Here is a 15,162-nt window from a genome sequence, read left to right as displayed (position 1 = left end):
CCCACCGCCCCGCCCTTCCCGGCCATCGGAAACTGAGCCCACCACAAGGCGCCCTCACCACCGGGCGCCTTCTCCTTTTTACACCCCGCACGACCGCTCACGCCAAGCGTTGTTTTGTGCACCCGTTTTACCGGTGCGAGCCTTTCGACGACTGCTTTATACTCCCTTTACAAAGAGTGATATCTTCACTACGTTGGGCGAGTCATCGCAGGTCAGAGGCGTTCAATCGTCTCGCGACAACGAAAGGCCGACAGCCATGCGCGTTCTTTCCCGCATTACTCGAACACTAGTGATCGGCGCCGCGATAATCGCGGCGACGGCCACCCCCGCGGGGGCCGCTCCATTCCCCGGCGCGCCCGGCAGTCCGTCCATTCAGCCGCCGAGCGCCACGTGTTTCAAGTTCCCCTACTTCGGTCCGAAGGGGCACGCGAACTTCGATTTCGGCCAGGACATCGTCAGGCTCCTCGACGAGCGCGGCATCCGGGTGGAGGGTCTCGCCCCCATGCAGGCCAAGCCCGGTAACAGGGGCATCTACATGCCCATCGGGTGGAAGCAGGACCACATCGACCCGTGCAACGGCGTCTACTACCCCGGCGGGTTCGCCATCAACGACGTCAGGAGCGGGCACAGGGCCGCCATCCACGACATCTACCTGCGCCCCGACGGCGCGCACGCTCAGGTCGAGATCGACGGCGAGCCCCAGGGCGAGCAACTGGTGGCCACCTACCGGCTGTCCGAGTTCGCCCCGTACGTCCCGACGCCGCGGCCGCTCGAAGGCGGCATCGGGCCCAAGCACTGGCCGTTCTACGTCAGCCCCTACCTCAGCCGGACCGTCAGGCAGCTCACCGGCATCCCGCTGAACGAGGGCGCCTACCTGGCCAACCTCGACGCGGTCGTCCAGTACGTGCCGTAGGGCGACGTCCCCTGACCTGAGATCCGCCCGGCCGTGCCCGCGGGCACGGCCGGGTACCAGCGAAACGAGAGACAGATGCGAGTGACCAGCGCGAGAAGCCGGTGGACGTGGGCCGCCGCCGGCGGCGCCGCCATAGCCATGCTGACGACCACGGTGCTGCTCGGCCCCTCGATGCGGCAGGGCACGGCGACCAGCCACTGGGACGCCCCCGCGACCACCCGGGACAAGCAGGTCGACGCGACCGACCTGTACGCCTTCACCAGCCCCGAACGGCAGGACACGGTCACGATCGTGGCCAACTACATCCCCTTCCAGGTGCCCAACAAGCCCTACCAGTTCGACACCGGCGCCCGCTACGAGGTGCACATCGACAACACCGGCACCGGCCGGGCCGCCGTCACCTACCGGTGGACGTTCACCACCAAGGGGCTGCCGGTGCCCTCCTTGGTCCGCAAGCACCAGGCCGGGCCGGCCGACGCCCTGGTCGAGCAGAGCTACACGCTGACCAGGCTGCGCGACGGCAAGTGGGAGACGCTCGTCCGGGACGGTTATGTCGCTCCCACCGACATGGGCGCCCTGGCCACGCCCGACTATCCGGAGCTGCGCCGCAAGGCCGTGCGTGACCTGCCGGGAGGGGGCAAGGTCTTCACCGGCACGGCCGCCGACCCGTTCTACTCCGACAACCACGCGGTCAACCTGCTCAGGTTCGGGCTGCCGTTCTTCCCGGTCAAGACCGGCGTGCCGCTCAACGTCAGCTCGCTGGCCCTGCAGATCCCCAAGTCGGAGCTGGCGCTCGGCGGCGACCCCGCGGCCAACCCCGTCATCGGCGTCTGGACCACCGCCTCCCGCAGGTCCAGCGGCGTGCTCGGCTCGGGGCAGGCCGGCTTCAAGCAGGTCTCGCGGCTGGGCAACCCCAACTTCAACGAGGTCATCATTCCGCTGAAGCAGCGCGACCGCTTCAACACGCTGCGGCCCGACGGCGACGAGAGCGGCGGGCTGGTCGTGCCGTCCACGCTCGACCCCGACCAGGCCAAGGTCGTCGCGAAACAGGCCAAAGTCGCGGCGCCGCCGGCCCCGCGCAAGGACCTGGAGGAGATCTACCTCACCGGCCTGACCACACGGGGCGACGGGCCGATCGACCGCGACCTCAACTCCCACCTGCTGAACCGGGACGTCTCGCGCATCGTCAAGGCGGAGGAGCTGCGCCTCAACATGAGCACGCCCGTCGCCGCCGAGCCGGACAAGTACGGTCTGCTCAAGGGCGACGAGCAGGGCTACCCCAACGGCCGCCGCCTCGTCGACGACGTCGTGACCGTCAACCTGCGCATGCTCCTGGGCGAGCCCGCGGGTCCCGGAGCTCCGGGTCTCATCGCCGAGGACAACCCGGCGTTCCTGTACAAACCCATCTCCGGCAGCTTCCCCTACCTGGCCCTGCCCGTCACCGCCGGCTGAGCCCACACCGAGGACACCCGATCAGATGAGCAGTATACGGCGATCGTTGCCCCTGCTGGTATGCCTGCTGCTGGGGTGCGTGCTGCTGGCCCTGTACGCCCCCGGCGGCGCGCTGCGCCGGGACGAACCGCCTCCCCAACAGGCGGGGCGGTCGCCGTACGACCTGGCCGGGTCGATAGAGGACGCCCAGAACCGCCTGCGCGGTCACCCGGACGACGCGGCGGCCTGGGCGGGCCTCGGCTTCCTGTATCTGGAACAGGCCCGCCGCACCGCCGACGGCGCCTACCACGCCAAGGCTCGGGGCGCGTTCGAACGTTCGATGCGCCTGCCCACGGGCGACGGTGAGCCGTACATCGACGCCGTGATCGGCATGGGCGCGCTGGCCAACGCCGGGCACGACTTCGCCGGCGCGGTCCGGTGGGCCGAACGAGCCCGTGAGGCCGCCCCCTACCGCTGGCCGCTGTACGGCGTGCTCATCGACGCCCACCTCGAACTCGGCCAGTACCAGCAGGCCGAGAGCACGCTGCGGCACATGCTCGACGGCCGCCCCGACTTCGCCTCCTTCACCCGGGCCGCACGCCTGGAGCGGGTGCACGGGCGGCCGGGGCCCGCGCGCGAGCTGCTGCACCGCGCGTGCGAGATCGCCGGCGACCCCGCCGAGTACGCCTTCTGCCAAGGGCAACTCGGCGACCTGGCCTGGCACACCGGCGACCCGCGCGCCGCGCTCACCGCCTACGCCGAGGCGCTGGCCGCCGATCCCGGGCACGTGCCCTCGCAGGCGGGCAGGGCCCGCGCGCAGGCCGCGCTCGGCCACGTCCACCAGGCGCGGCGCGGCTACGCCTCCCTCGTCGCGAGGGCCCCGTCGTTCGTCGTCGAGTACGGCGAACTGCTCGAACACCTCGGCGACCGGGCCGGCGCCAGGCGTCAGTACGCCGTGTTCACCGCCCAGCACAAGCTCCTCGCCGCCGCCGGGAACGCCGACCACCTGGCCATGGGCACGTACGAAGCGGATCACGGCGATCCGGACACCGCGGTCCGGCACCTGCGGGCGGAGTGGAAACGGCGCCAGAGCATCGAGGTCGCCGACGCCCTGGGCTGGGCACTGCACCGGGCGGGCCGCCACGCCGAGGCCGCCACGTACGCCGCACGGGCGGAAAGGCTCGGCGGGCACCACGCGCTGTTCGCCTACCACCGCGGCGAGATCGAGCAGGCGCTCGGGCACACCGCCTCCGCCCGCGCCCACCTGACCAGAGCCCTGTCCCTCAACCCGCACTTCTCCCCGGCCGGGGCGGCGCGGGCGCGCGAACTGCTGGCGGCGACGGCATGATCACTCCACTGGTCTCCCCTCTGGTCTCCCCTCTGGTCTCCGCGGCGCTGGCCGCGCATCCGCTGGGCAACTTCAGCGTCAACCACTATGACGGGCTGACGATCCACCGCGACCGGATCGAGCACGTCGCGATCGTGGACAGCGCCGAGATCCCGACCCTGCAAGAGACGGTGCGGGGCTCCGTGGACGCCCACGCCCGTCGTGCCTGCGCGCGGCTGCGCGACACCGTCGAAGGCACGGTGGAGGGACGGCCGCTGGCCTGGCGGGTCACCGAGACGTCCTTCGCCTACCAGGCGGGGGCCGCGGGGCTGCGTACCAGCAGGCTGACGTGCCGCCTGAGCGCGCCTTTGCGGGTGGACCGGCCGCTCACCCTCACCTTCGCCAACGCCCACCGCGCCGGCACCGTGGGCTGGCGCGAGATCACGGCCCGGGGGGACGGCGTGCGGCTCAGCGCCTCAAGCGTGCCCGCGCACAGCGTGTCGGGCGAGTTGCGCGACTACCCCGCTGACCTGCTCAGATCCCCGCTCGACGTACGCCAGGCGCGCGTCACGGTCGAGCCGGGCACCGGAGACGCCGGGACGTCCGTGACCGTGCCGGGCGTGGACATCGTCACCCGCTACACCGCTCTGCTGGCCGACCGGCTGAACACGCTGGTCGGCGCCGACCGGCTGACCGTGCCGCTCGGCATGCTGGCCCTGTTCCTGTCGCTGCTGCTCGGAGCCGTGCACGCGGCGATGCCCGGCCACGGCAAGACCGTCATGGCCGCCTACCTCGCCGGGCGGGACAGACGTTTGCGGGACACGGTCGCGGTCGCGGCCACGGTCACCGCCACCCATACGGCGGGGGTGCTGGTCCTGGGGGTGCTGGTCACGCTCACCGCGTCGTTCACGGGGGAGGCGGTGCTGAGCTGGCTCGGGGTGGCCAGTGGGCTCATCATCGCCCTGATCGGCGTCGGCCTGCTCCGCTCCGCCCGCCGCCGCGACTCCACCCCCGGCCACGGCCACGACCACGGGCACGGACACGGACATGGGCACGGCCACGGACACGGACACGGGCACGGGCACGGGCGGCGGTCCGGTGGGGTGGTGGCGCTGGCCGTGGCCGGCGGGCTGGTGCCGAGCCCGTCCGCCCTGGTGGTCCTGCTCGGCGCGGTGGCGCTGGGACGTACCGTGTTCGGTGTCATGACCGTCGTCTGCTACGGGCTCGGCATGGCGCTGACGCTGCTGACCGCCGCGCTCGCCCTGCGCAAGCTGGGTGACCTCGCCCTGCTGGGGCGGCTGCAGCGCCTGCGCCCGTACAGCGCCACCATGACCGCCACGCTCGTCCTGCTCGTCGGCACGGGCGTCACCCTGCGCGCGGTCGCCGCCCTGGTGTGAGCGTCCCGCGCCGCCCGGCGGGCGATACGGGAGCCGCAGCGTGTCGATGTCCGGCACGTGACGACGGCGCGACCACGACCGGTCACCATTCGGCGAGGCCGCCGTCGTCGCGGCGCCAGATGGGGGAACGCCAGCGGTGGCCGATCTCGGCCGCGCGTTCGACGGCCGCGGCGTCGATCTCGATGCCCAGGCCGGGGCCCGGTCGGCAGCGGCACGTGCCCGTCGGCGTACCTGAACACCGACGGGTCCACCAGGTAGTCGAGCAGGTCGGCGGGCTCGTTGTAGTGCAGGCCGAGGCTCTGCTTCGATCAGTTGCGGTTCGGCGGGTTCAGTCGGAGTCCTTCGTGACGCTCCAGCCGCCGTCGACGGTCAGCGAGGCGCCGGTGATGAACGACGCCTCGCCGCTGGCGAGGAACGCTATGGCGGCGGCCACCTCGTCGGGGCTGCCGAGCCGGCCGGCCGCCGTGGCGCGGGCGGAGCGCTCCCGGCCGGCCTCGTCGATGCCGTCCCACGCCCCGGTCAGGATGGGGCCGGGCACCACCGCGTTGGCGCGTACCTCGGGGCCGTACTCCACGGCGAGCTGCCTGGTCAGCGAGAGCAGTCCGCCCTTGGACGCGGCGTAGGCCGGGCGGCCGGGGAGGCCGAATCCGGCGTGCACGCTGGAGACCGCCACGAGGGCTCCGCGTGCCTGCCGCAGCTCGCCGATGAACGTGCGCGTGCCGAGGTAGAACCCGCCGAGGTTGACCGCGAGCTGGGCGTTCCAGTCGTCCGGCCCCACCTGGTCGGCGGGTCCCTGCCGCAGCAGGTAGGCGTTGCCGACGAGCACGTCCAGCCGCCCGAACCGGTCGAGGACCAGCGTGCGCAGGTCGTTCCATGCCTGCGGCGAGGCCACGTCGCAGGCGGCGTACACGGCCTCGGGGACGGAGTCGGCCACCTGCCTGCCCGCCGCCTCGTCGATGTCGGCGACGACCACCGAGGCTCCTTCCGACGCCAGCCGGCGAACCGTGGCGGCGCCGATGCCCCGCGCGCCACCCGTGACGACGGCTGTCCGTCCCGCGAACCTGGTCATCGGACGCTCACCTCCGCCGCCGACAGATAGGGTCCGCCGCTGGCCCGGGTGCCCTCCAGACGCACGTAGCGGGCGTCCGCGGCCTCGAACGAGGCGGTCTTGAGCCGGGCGTCGGCCGCCCACGAGCCGTCGGCGGCCTCGGTGAAGGTCTGGCCGTCCGTGCTGAGGTACACCTTGTAGTCGAGGATCGTGCCGTTGAGGTTGCCGTCGAACCTCGGCTGGTAGTCCACGGCGCTGATCCGCTTGGTCTCGCCCAGGTTGAGAGTGATCGACTGGGGCAGCGGGTGCGGCGGCTGATACTCGGAGTGCCAGTGGGTCGCGATGTCGTCGTCCACCGCGAGTTCGGGGCCGAAGCCCGCGTGGAAGCTGCTCGCGTACGCCTTCGGCTCGACGCACTCCTCGGTGACGGTGACCGGGATCTCCTGCTCGGTCGAGCCGATCGCCACGGTGACGCGGTGCTCGCCTGGCTCGGTGTCCCTGGGCGCGGTGACGGTCACGACGACGTTCGCGGCCTGGCCGGCGGGCACGTCGAGGGTGGCCTGCTCGGGTGCGGCGGTGAGCGGCTCGGGCGCGGTGACGCGGACCGGCCGGGACAGCGGCGCTCCGGAGTTGTTGACGACCCTGGCCATCACGCCGGTGGTGCGCACGGCCAGCTCGCAGTGATCCAGCGCGATCTTCGCCGGGATCACCGACTGCTGCTCGTCGCGGGCGGCGCCGAGCAGCGCCCAGCCGAACGGCTCGTCGGCGTAGTACGCGTCCCGGCAGTCCCGATCCGCGGCGTGCGAGCGTCCGGCGTCGAAGGCCGCCTTGCAGTCCGACACGTCCGGCATGTCGGTGTCGATCGCGGCTTTCAGCACGTCACCCCTGGCGAAGACGTACCCGCTGTGCGGGCGTGCCTGCGCGTCGCCGCGTTCGAAGTAGGCGTCGGTGTAGGCCCGTGGCCCGGTCAGATCCCCCCAGAACGCCTGCGGCTCGCACCCGATGGTCTGGTCCCGCGCGGGCACGGCGCAGCGCCCGGCGCGGAAGTCGCCGCCGAGGACGGTGACGCCGTCCTCGCGGGCGAAACGATCGGCGAGCAAGGCCGCGGCCGGCGCCGGATCGCCGCCGGGGTGCGCGGCGACCAGCGGTACGCGCAGCGTGCCGTCCCGCCGGGCGGCCACCACGTAGGCCTGGTCCTCGTCCTGCACCCGTTCGAAGCCGCCGCGCGCGGCCGCGGTCATCGTCCGGGTGTTCAGGATGATCGCGTTCTGTCTGACCGCGCCGTCGGGCAGGAAGGCTGAGCGTTCACCCGCCACCTCGGCCCGGTAGCGCTGACCGGTGGCCCGGCTCAGCACGTTCGCCAGATGCCGGGCGCCGGGGCCGAGGACCTCGGTGAGCAGCAGGGCGTCCGGCGCCGCCGGCGCCCTCTCGGCCAACCGCCTGGCGAAGTTGTCCAGGTCGCGGGTGTCGCGGGCGTCCGCCCGGCGTACGGAGTCCTGGAGGTTGGCCTGCACCACCAGCACCTGGCCCGCCGGCGTGGCGGGCAGGCGTGCGGAGACGGATCCCGCGGCGGACGCGGCGGGCGTCGTGAACAGGCCCGAGCAGATCGCCACCGCTGCGGCGGCGTGGTACGTCCTTCTCATGATCCTGCCTCACATGTCCTGCAGGGCCGGGCGGCCGGATTCGACGACGAACGACCTGCGCACCGACGCGGCACCGCCGGCCGTGGTGACCTTGTCCACCACCACGTAGTCGGTGGTCAGCGTGTCGGCGTCGGCCCGGCAGCGCACGTATCCGCGCTGGTTGTTGAAGAACTTCAGGTGCGGGTTGGCCGCCAGCCACTCCTGGCCTCCCGGCGTGCTGTCGGAGCCGTCGCCGCCGGAGGTGATCGAGGTGCCCACGAACTCCACGCCCACGCTCGGCGAGTCCGGGTCGGCGAAGTCGGCCTTGAGCTCCGCGGCGCAGTTGACGTGGGCGTCGCCGGTGAGCACCACCGGGTTGGACACGCGGCGCTCGCCGATGCCGGCCCAGAGCCGGGCGCGCGCGGCCGCGTAGCCGTCCCAGGTGTCGGGGTTGAGCTGCTGCAGCCCCGGGTCGGTGAGCCGGTCGAGCTGGAACATCATGACCTGGTTGGCCAGCAGGTTCCAGGTGCTCGACGAGCCGGCGAGTTCCTTGAGCAGCCAGCGTTCCTGCTCTTGCCCCAGCATGGTGCGGGACGGGTCGAGCCGCGCCCCGATGTCGATGGGGCTGCGGAACTGCCGCGCGTCCAGCACGAAGAAGTTCGCCAGCCGCCCGTAGCCGACCCGGTGGTGCATCGCCATGTCGGGCCCGACCGGCAGCGCGGAGGGACGCATCGGGTTGTTCTCGTAGAAGGCGCGGAACGCGGCGGCGCGGCGGCGCAGGAAGTTCTCCGGGGTCGCGCCGGTGGGCGACCGGTCGGCGCCCCAGTTGTCCTCCACGTCGTGGTCGTCGAGCGTGAACAGCCAGGGTGCGGCGGCGCGGGCGGCCTGCAGGTCGGGGTCGGTGGCGACGAGCGAGTGCCGCAGCCGGTACTGCGAGAGGGTCTGTACGAGCTCGCCGTGCGCGGGCGACAGGGGCGTGCCGCGGGCGCCTCCGGTGGCGGCGATGCCGTTCTCGTAGATGTAGTCGCCCAGGTGCGCGACGAGGTCGAGGTCCTGGCCGGACAGGTCGCGGTACGCCGTGTAGAAGCCGATGTCCCAGGCCTGGCAGGAGACGAAGGCGAAGCTCACCGGCACGGCCCGGCGGGGATCCGGCGCGGTCTTGGTGCGGCCGACCGGGCTGTCGTCGGAGCCGACGGTGAACCGGTACCAGTACACGCGGCCGGGGCGCAGCCCCCGCACCTCCACGTGCACGGCGTGCGCCAGCTCGGGGCGGGCCGTGGCCACGCCCCTGCGGACGACCTTGCGCATCCCGTCGTCCTCGGCGACCTCCCAGCGCACCGGCACCGGGCTGCGCGGCATGCCGCCGAGCCCGTCGTCGGCGAGCGGTTGAGGGGCGAGCCTGGTCCACAACACCACGCCGTCGGGGCGGGGGTCGCCGGAGGCGACGCCGAGGGTGAACGGCGAGGAGGGCAGGGCGGGTGAGGAGTCGGTCCAGCCGCCGGGCACCTGGGCGACGGCGGCCAGCCCGGCGAGCCCTGCGGCGTAGGCGAGCATGCGCCGCCTGGACGTCATGTGGGGGGTGGTCATATTGCGGCTTCGTCCTTTCCGGCCTGCGCGAGCAGGTCTCGCATGGCGGATTCGGCGGCGTCGGGATCGGCGCGGCGTACCGCGTCCAGGACCGCCCTGTGAGTGGCGGCGAACCCGGTACGCTCACCGCCGGCGTGCACCAGGCGGTCCCGCGCGTACAACGCGGCGGCGATCACCACCTGGAGGCAGTCGAGCACTTCGTTGCGGGCGGCGGCGAGCAGGGCGCGGTGGAAGGCGATGTCGGCCTCGGTGTGCGTGACGGGGTCGGAGACGGTGTCGGCCATGCGGGCCAGGGCCGTTTCCAGGACCTCCAGGTCCTCGTCGGTGCGGCGCTTCGCGGCCAGGCGTGCGCCGGCCGGCTCCACCACGGCCCGGACCTCGGCGAGGTCGCGAAGCATTCCCTCGTCACCGCGCTGGGTGAACCGCCACCGCAGGACGTCCGGATCGAGCATCGACCACTCGGCGCGCGGCCTGACGAACGTGCCGCGCTTGGGCCGCGCGTCCACCAGCCCCTTGGCCGCGAGGGTTTTCATCGCCTCGCGCATGACCGTGTGGCTGACGCCGTAATGCCTGGCCAGGGCGGTCGGGTCGAGGGTTCCGCCGGCATCGGGATCGCCCCCGAGAATGCGCCGGCCCAGATCCTCGACGACCTCACCGTGCATCCCGCGCCGTGGATAGCTCAAGACCGCACATCCCTTCCGATCTCCCTGTGAAGATGATAAAAGCATATTTTATGGTTATTTGGCCACGCCGCTTGGGATCCCCCCTCCTCAGCCTGGCCGCGGCGGCGATGCTGCTCGTGAGCGCCTGTGGGGGCGGCGCCGACACGACCGGGCGGGATCCCGTCCAGCTCACCTTCTGGGCGTGGGTTCCGGGGATGGACAAAGCCGTCGAGTTGTTCAACCGCACCCATGACGACGTCCAGGTCAGACTGGACAACATCCCGCCAGGACCGGAGGGCGGGTACGCGAAGATCCACGCTGCCGTGCTGGCCGGCGACGCACCCTGCCTGGCCCAGATGGAGTTCCAGGAACTGCCGTCGTTCCTGCTCAACGCCGAGTTGACGGACCTGGACCCCTACCTCACCGACGCCGACCGGGCCGACTTCCAGCAGAACACCTGGGACCTGGTGACGTACGAGGGCGGCACCTACGCCGTGCCGCAGGCGACCGGCCCGATGGCCCTCTACTACCGGGCCGACCTGTTCGACAAGTGGGGCATCGAGGTGCCCACGACCTGGGCGGAGTATCGCGAGGCGGCCGCCAAGGTCCGCGCGGCCGACCCCGACGCCTACGTCACGAACTTCCCCGCCAACGACGCCTCGCCCTTCATCAGCCTGGCCTGGCAGGCCGGCACGCCGTGGTTCGACACCCGCGGCGGCGTCTGGAACGCCAAGATGACCAGCCCGGAGACGCTGAAGGTGGCCGACTACTGGCAAGGCATGATCAGGGACGGGCTCGTCAAGGTAGGCCCGCACTTCGCGCCGGGCTGGTACAAGGACCTCGCGTCCGGCAACCTCGTGGCGATCCCCCTCGCCCAGTGGGGTGAGGCCATCCTCGCCGCCAACGCGCCGGACACCGCCGGCAAGTGGCGGGCCGCGCCGCTGCCCCAGTGGGAGGCGGGCGGCAAAGCCTCCGCCAGCAACGGCGGCTCGTCCACCGCGCTGCTGCGCGGCTGCGAGCATCCCCGCGAGGCCGCCGAGTTCGCCTTGTGGATCAACCGCGACCCGGGCAGCGTCGCGATGCTGATCGAGAGCGGCTACGGCTGGCCCGCCGCGCTCGACGGCATGTCCAGCCCGTCGCTGACCAAGCCCTCCGCGTTCCTCGGCGGGCAGCGTACCGACAAGCTGTTCACCGAGGCGTCCAGCCAGTTGCCGCGCGGCTGGGTGTGGTGGCCCGGCTACGACGAGACCCGGCAGACGCTCAACGACAGCTTCCCGCGGGCCCTCGCCGGCGAGGGCACCTTTTCCAGCGCGCTGCGGGCGGCGCAGACGCAGGTGGTCGAGCAACTGAGGGAGAAAGGGCTGAAGGCCCAATGAGGAAACGCACCGCCGCGGTCTTCCTGGCGCCGTTCGTGCTGCTGTTCGCCGGGTTCTTCGTCGCGCCCATCCTGTACGCGCTGGCGCAGAGCTTCACCGCCGTCGAGCGCTCCGGCCTGCTCGGGCTGCACGGCCAGAGCACGCGCTTCGCCGGCCTGGCGAACTACGGCAAGGCACTGTCCGACCCGGGATTCGTGGAGAGCCTCGGCCGCATCCTGCTCTACGCGGCGATCATGGTGCCGCTGATGGTGGTCGGCTCCACGGTGCTGGCGCTGATCCTGGAGGCCGGCATGGCGCGCTGGCCGCGGTTCTTCCGCACCAGCTTCTTCCTGCCGTACGGCATCCCCGGTGTGATCGCCTCGATCATGTGGGGCTTCCTGTACGCGCCGGGCACCTCACCGTTCACCCCCGTGTTCGCCGCGTTCGGCATCGAGACCGACCTGTTGGGACCGGGCACCGTGTTCTGGTCCATCATGAACATCGTGGTGTGGCTGTTCGTCGGCTACAACATGCTGGTCGTGGTGGCGCAACTGCAGTCGATCCCGCGCACGCTGTACGAAGCGGCCAGGATCGACGGCGCCGGACGCTGGGGCGTCGCCTGGCGGATCCAGATCCCGCTGCTCCGCCCCGCGCTGGTGCTGATCACCGTGTTCACCATCATCGGCTCGCTGCAACTGTTCAACGAGCCGCTGGTCCTGCTCCAGCTGTCCAGCGGCATCTCCACCACCTACACGCCCACGCTGACCGCCTACCACGACGCGTTCAACAGCAACGACATGGCGCTGGCCGCCGCCGAATCGATCATCCTGGCGCTGGTGACAGCCGTGCTGTCCTTCGGGTTCCTGCGCTTCGTGGGAAGGGGACGCCGATGAGGACGGTCGGCCTGCGCTGGCTAACCACCGTTCTGCTGCTGGTGCTCGCGGCGTACTTCCTGCTGCCGCTGTACTGGCTGATCGTGGCGGCCACCAAGAACACCGGCGACCTGATCAACTCCAGCCCGCTGTGGTTCGCCAACCCGCAGTTGTGGACCAACCTCGGCGACCTGTTCGCCTTCGGCGACGGCATCTACCTGCGATGGATCCTCAACTCGGTGATCTACTCAGGGCTGGGCGCGGCCGGCGCCACGCTCATCGCCGCGTGCGCCGGCTACGCGATGGCCAAGTGCGAGTTCCGCGGCAGGGAGGCGCTGTTCAACGTCATCCTCGCCGGGGTGCTGCTGCCGACCACCGCCATCGGCCTGCCGCTGTTCCTGCTCATGTCCGACGCCGGCCTGGCCAACACCTACTGGGCGGTCCTGCTGCCCAGTCTGGTCAGCCCGTTCGGGGTCTACCTGTCGCGCGTGTACGCGGCCACGGTGCCGGACGACGTGCTGGACGCCGCCAGGGCGGACGGCGCCGGCGAATGGCGGATCTTCCTCACCATCGCCCTGAAAATCATGTCTCCGGCGATGGTGACGATCTTCCTGTTCCAGTTCATCGGGATCTGGAACAACTACTTCCTGCCGCTGGTGATGTTGTCGGACACCAGCCTCTACCCGCTCACCCTCGGCCTCACCAGCTGGCAGGGCTTCGCCGACCGGGAGCCGATCCTCCAGACGCTGGTGGTGGTCGGCTCGTTCGTGTCGGTCATCCCCCTGATCGTGTTGTCGGGGGGCCTCCAGCGGTTCTGGCGGGCCGGTCTGACCGAAGGGAGCGTACGCGAGTGATCCTCTACGGCGGGGACTACAACCCCGAGCAGTGGCCGCGCGAGGTCTGGGCGGAGGACGCGAAGCTGATGCGCGACGCCGGCGTCAATTTCGTGACGCTCGGCATCTTCGCCTGGGCACAGGTCGAGCCCGTCCCGGGCGACTACCGGTTCGCGTGGCTCGACGAGGTCATGGACCTGCTGCACGAGAACGGCGTGGCGGTGTGCCTGGCCACGATGACCGCCTCCCCGCCGCCGTGGCTGGGCCACCGCAACCCGGAGTCGCTGCCGGTCGACGACGGCGGCGTACGCCTGAGCTACGGGTCGCGCTGCCACGTCTGCCCGTCGTCCACCGCCTACCGGGAGGCGGCGCGGGCCCTGGTCACCGAGCTCGTCCGGCGGTACGCGGACCACCCGGCGCTGGCCGCCTGGCACATCGGCAACGAGTACGGCTGCCAGGTGCCCAAGTGCTACTGCGACCTGTGCGCCGAGGCCTTCCGCGGCTGGCTGCGGCGCCGGTACGACACCCTCGACGGGCTCAACGAGGCGTGGACCACGACCTTCTGGAGCCAGCGTTACTCCGCCTGGGAGGAGATCCTCCCGCCCCGCCGCACCACCGGCATCCCCAACCCGGCGCACACGCTGGACTTCACCGCGTTCTGCTCCGACGCGCTGCTGGAGTGCTACCGGCTCGAAGCCGACGTGGTACGCCAGGCCACTCCGGGCGTCCCGGTCACCACCAACCTGTGCAACGTCGCCCCCACCACCGACTACCCGGCCTGGGCGGCGGAGATGGACGTGGTCAGCGGGGACTGCTATCCCGACCAGCGGGAGCCTGAGCCGCAGCTGCAGAGCGCGCTGTTCTTCGACGTGTGGCGCGGGCTCGGTGACGGCCGGCCGTGGTGGCTGCTGGAGCAGGCCACCTCCGCGGTCAACTGGATGGGCACCAACCCGGCCAAGAAGCCCGGCGGCATGCGGCTGGACAGCCTGCAGGCGGTGGCCCGAGGCGCGGACGCCGTGCTGTTCTTCCAGTGGCGGGCCTCACGCGGCGGCGCGGAGAAGTTCCACTCCGCCATGGTCCCGCACGCGGGCCCCGATCATCCGCTGCACCAGGCGGTCCGCGACCTCGGCGCCGACCTGCGGTCGCTGGGCGCGGTCGAGGGATCGCGGGTTCGGGCCGAGACGGCGCTCGTGCTGGACTGGCGCAGCTGGTGGGCGGTCGAGCAGGAGTCGCATCCGAGTGACCGGATCCGCATGATGGACCGGCTGCGCGACCACCACGACCCGCTGTGGCGGCTCGGCGTCACCACCGACGTGGTGCGGTCCACCTCCGATCTGAGCGGCTACCGGCTGGTGGTGGTGCCCAACCTCTACCTGCTCACGGCGGAGGCGGCGGCGAACCTGGCCGCGTACGTCGAGCGGGGCGGGCACCTGGTGGTGTCGTTCTTCTCCGGCATCGTCGACGAGAACGACCGGGTGTGGCTGGGCGGATATCCGGGGCCGCTGCGCGAGCTGCTCGGCCTGTCGATCACCGAGTTCGACCCGCTGCACACGGGGACGACCGTCCCGATCACCTGGGACGGCGCGGAGTCGCGGGCCACGCTGTGGTCCGAGCGCATCGAGCTGGAGGGCGCCGAGGCGGTGGCCGCGTTCGGCGACGGCTCCCCGGCCGTCACCCGGCACGCCTACGGCGAAGGCGTCGCCTGGTATCTCGGCACCCGGCCCGACCCCGCGGTGATGCGGGAGCTGACCCGCCGCATCGCCGCCGAGGCGGGTGTGACGCTGCCCGGGCTGCCCGAGGGTGTGGAGGCGGTCACCCGGGCCGGGGCGGACGGCGTACACCATCTGTTCCTGCTCAACCACACCTTCGAGGAGCACCGGGTGCCGGTGGCCGACGGCGGGAGCGTGCTGCTCGACGGCGAGCGGTCCGGCGGCGCGCTGGTGCTGCCGCCTCGCGCAGCCGCCGTGCTGAGGCGGGCCGGGGGTGACGCAGGGTTTCCGGGACCCTCGACCACCGTGTCGTCGTAGCGGCCGTCGGTGACGCGGATCTTCATGTACCGGGTCCCGGAGAACACCCCGTACTGCTTCGGGTCGTCCGGCGTGACGATGCCGTGAC

Annotated in this window: 12 protein-coding genes; 8 read left to right on the top strand and 4 right to left on the bottom strand. The window is 71.7% G+C overall.

The window, feature by feature from the left end; genetic code table 11:
* Positions 1-256 precede the first annotated feature (256 nt).
* From E1267_RS10505 to E1267_RS44200, 4 genes are all read left to right on the top strand, one after another.
* Positions 257-913: a hypothetical protein gene (locus E1267_RS10505; RefSeq protein ID WP_132332227.1), complete on the top strand. Its 657-nt coding sequence runs from the start codon at positions 257-259 to the stop codon at positions 911-913.
* 75 nt (positions 914-988) lie between these two features.
* Positions 989-2,365 carry a DUF4331 domain-containing protein gene (locus E1267_RS10500; protein WP_132332226.1) on the top strand — a complete coding sequence of 459 codons (1,377 nt, stop codon included), beginning with the start codon at positions 989-991 and terminating at the stop codon, positions 2,363-2,365.
* A 46-nt stretch (positions 2,366-2,411) separates the two neighbouring features.
* Positions 2,412-3,692: a tetratricopeptide repeat protein gene (locus E1267_RS10495; RefSeq protein WP_132332225.1), complete on the top strand. Its 1,281-nt coding sequence runs from the start codon at positions 2,412-2,414 to the stop codon at positions 3,690-3,692.
* Positions 3,689-5,068: a High-affinity nickel-transporter gene (locus E1267_RS44200; protein WP_165959547.1), complete on the top strand. Its 1,380-nt coding sequence runs from the start codon at positions 3,689-3,691 to the stop codon at positions 5,066-5,068. Before E1267_RS10495 ends, E1267_RS44200 begins: the two co-directional genes overlap by 4 nt.
* Before the next feature lie 328 nt (positions 5,069-5,396).
* Here the strand turns inward: E1267_RS44200 and E1267_RS10480 are convergent, their stop codons facing one another.
* From E1267_RS10480 to E1267_RS10465, 4 genes are read right to left on the bottom strand one after another with little or no spacing between them, the layout of a single operon-like run.
* The gene (locus E1267_RS10480; protein WP_132332224.1) at positions 5,397-6,137 is read right to left on the bottom strand and encodes an SDR family NAD(P)-dependent oxidoreductase; all 741 of its coding nucleotides are present in this window, start codon (positions 6,135-6,137) and stop codon (positions 5,397-5,399) included.
* Positions 6,134-7,759, bottom strand: a complete 1,626-nt coding sequence (locus E1267_RS10475; protein WP_132332223.1) for a discoidin domain-containing protein — start codon at positions 7,757-7,759, stop codon at positions 6,134-6,136. Before E1267_RS10475 ends, E1267_RS10480 begins: the two co-directional genes overlap by 4 nt.
* A 9-nt stretch (positions 7,760-7,768) precedes the next feature.
* Entirely contained in the window at positions 7,769-9,325 is a 1,557-nt protein-coding gene (locus tag E1267_RS10470) for an alkaline phosphatase D family protein (RefSeq protein WP_220449409.1), read from the bottom strand.
* Positions 9,322-10,008, bottom strand: a complete 687-nt coding sequence (locus tag E1267_RS10465) for a FadR/GntR family transcriptional regulator (RefSeq protein WP_246063698.1) — start codon at positions 10,006-10,008, stop codon at positions 9,322-9,324. The genes E1267_RS10470 and E1267_RS10465 overlap by 4 nt, the downstream gene beginning before the upstream one ends.
* A gap of 71 nt (positions 10,009-10,079) precedes the next feature.
* Between E1267_RS10465 and E1267_RS10460 the strand changes: the two genes are divergently transcribed.
* The 4 genes from E1267_RS10460 to E1267_RS10445 are packed head-to-tail and all read left to right on the top strand — an operon-like array spanning position 10,080 to position 15,074.
* Complete coding sequence (locus E1267_RS10460; RefSeq protein WP_220449408.1) at positions 10,080-11,363, top strand: ABC transporter substrate-binding protein; 1,284 nt, start codon at positions 10,080-10,082, stop codon at positions 11,361-11,363.
* Complete coding sequence (locus tag E1267_RS10455; RefSeq protein ID WP_132332220.1) at positions 11,360-12,235, top strand: carbohydrate ABC transporter permease; 876 nt, start codon at positions 11,360-11,362, stop codon at positions 12,233-12,235. Before E1267_RS10460 ends, E1267_RS10455 begins: the two co-directional genes overlap by 4 nt.
* A complete protein-coding gene (locus tag E1267_RS10450) occupies positions 12,232-13,068 on the top strand; it encodes a carbohydrate ABC transporter permease (RefSeq protein WP_132332219.1) in 837 nt (278 codons plus the stop codon). The genes E1267_RS10455 and E1267_RS10450 overlap by 4 nt, the downstream gene beginning before the upstream one ends.
* Positions 13,065-15,074, top strand: a complete 2,010-nt coding sequence (locus tag E1267_RS10445; RefSeq protein ID WP_132332218.1) for a beta-galactosidase — start codon at positions 13,065-13,067, stop codon at positions 15,072-15,074. The genes E1267_RS10450 and E1267_RS10445 overlap by 4 nt, the downstream gene beginning before the upstream one ends.
* Positions 15,075-15,162: the final 88 nt, after the last annotated feature.

It is taken from the genome of Nonomuraea longispora (assembly GCF_004348345.1).
Lineage (GTDB): Bacteria > Actinomycetota > Actinomycetes > Streptosporangiales > Streptosporangiaceae > Nonomuraea > Nonomuraea longispora.
Note: the sequence above shows the minus strand (reverse complement) of the source record. Positions and strands in the feature narration are given on the sequence as shown.

Bases quoted from the DNA above. Each gene is read 5' to 3' on its own strand.
- E1267_RS10480 (WP_132332224.1), bottom strand. From the start codon at position 6,137: ATGACCAGGTTCGCGGGACGGACAGCCGTCGTCACGGGTGGCGCGCGG.
- E1267_RS10500 (WP_132332226.1), top strand. From the start codon at position 989: ATGCGAGTGACCAGCGCGAGAAGCCGGTGGACGTGGGCCGCCGCCGGC.
- E1267_RS44200 (WP_165959547.1), top strand. From the start codon at position 3,689: ATGATCACTCCACTGGTCTCCCCTCTGGTCTCCCCTCTGGTCTCCGCG.
- E1267_RS10450 (WP_132332219.1), top strand. From the start codon at position 12,232: ATGAGGACGGTCGGCCTGCGCTGGCTAACCACCGTTCTGCTGCTGGTG.
- E1267_RS10455 (WP_132332220.1), top strand. From the start codon at position 11,360: ATGAGGAAACGCACCGCCGCGGTCTTCCTGGCGCCGTTCGTGCTGCTG.
- E1267_RS10505 (WP_132332227.1), top strand. From the start codon at position 257: ATGCGCGTTCTTTCCCGCATTACTCGAACACTAGTGATCGGCGCCGCG.
- E1267_RS10475 (WP_132332223.1), bottom strand. From the start codon at position 7,759: ATGAGAAGGACGTACCACGCCGCCGCAGCGGTGGCGATCTGCTCGGGC.
- E1267_RS10470 (WP_220449409.1), bottom strand. From the start codon at position 9,325: ATGACCACCCCCCACATGACGTCCAGGCGGCGCATGCTCGCCTACGCC.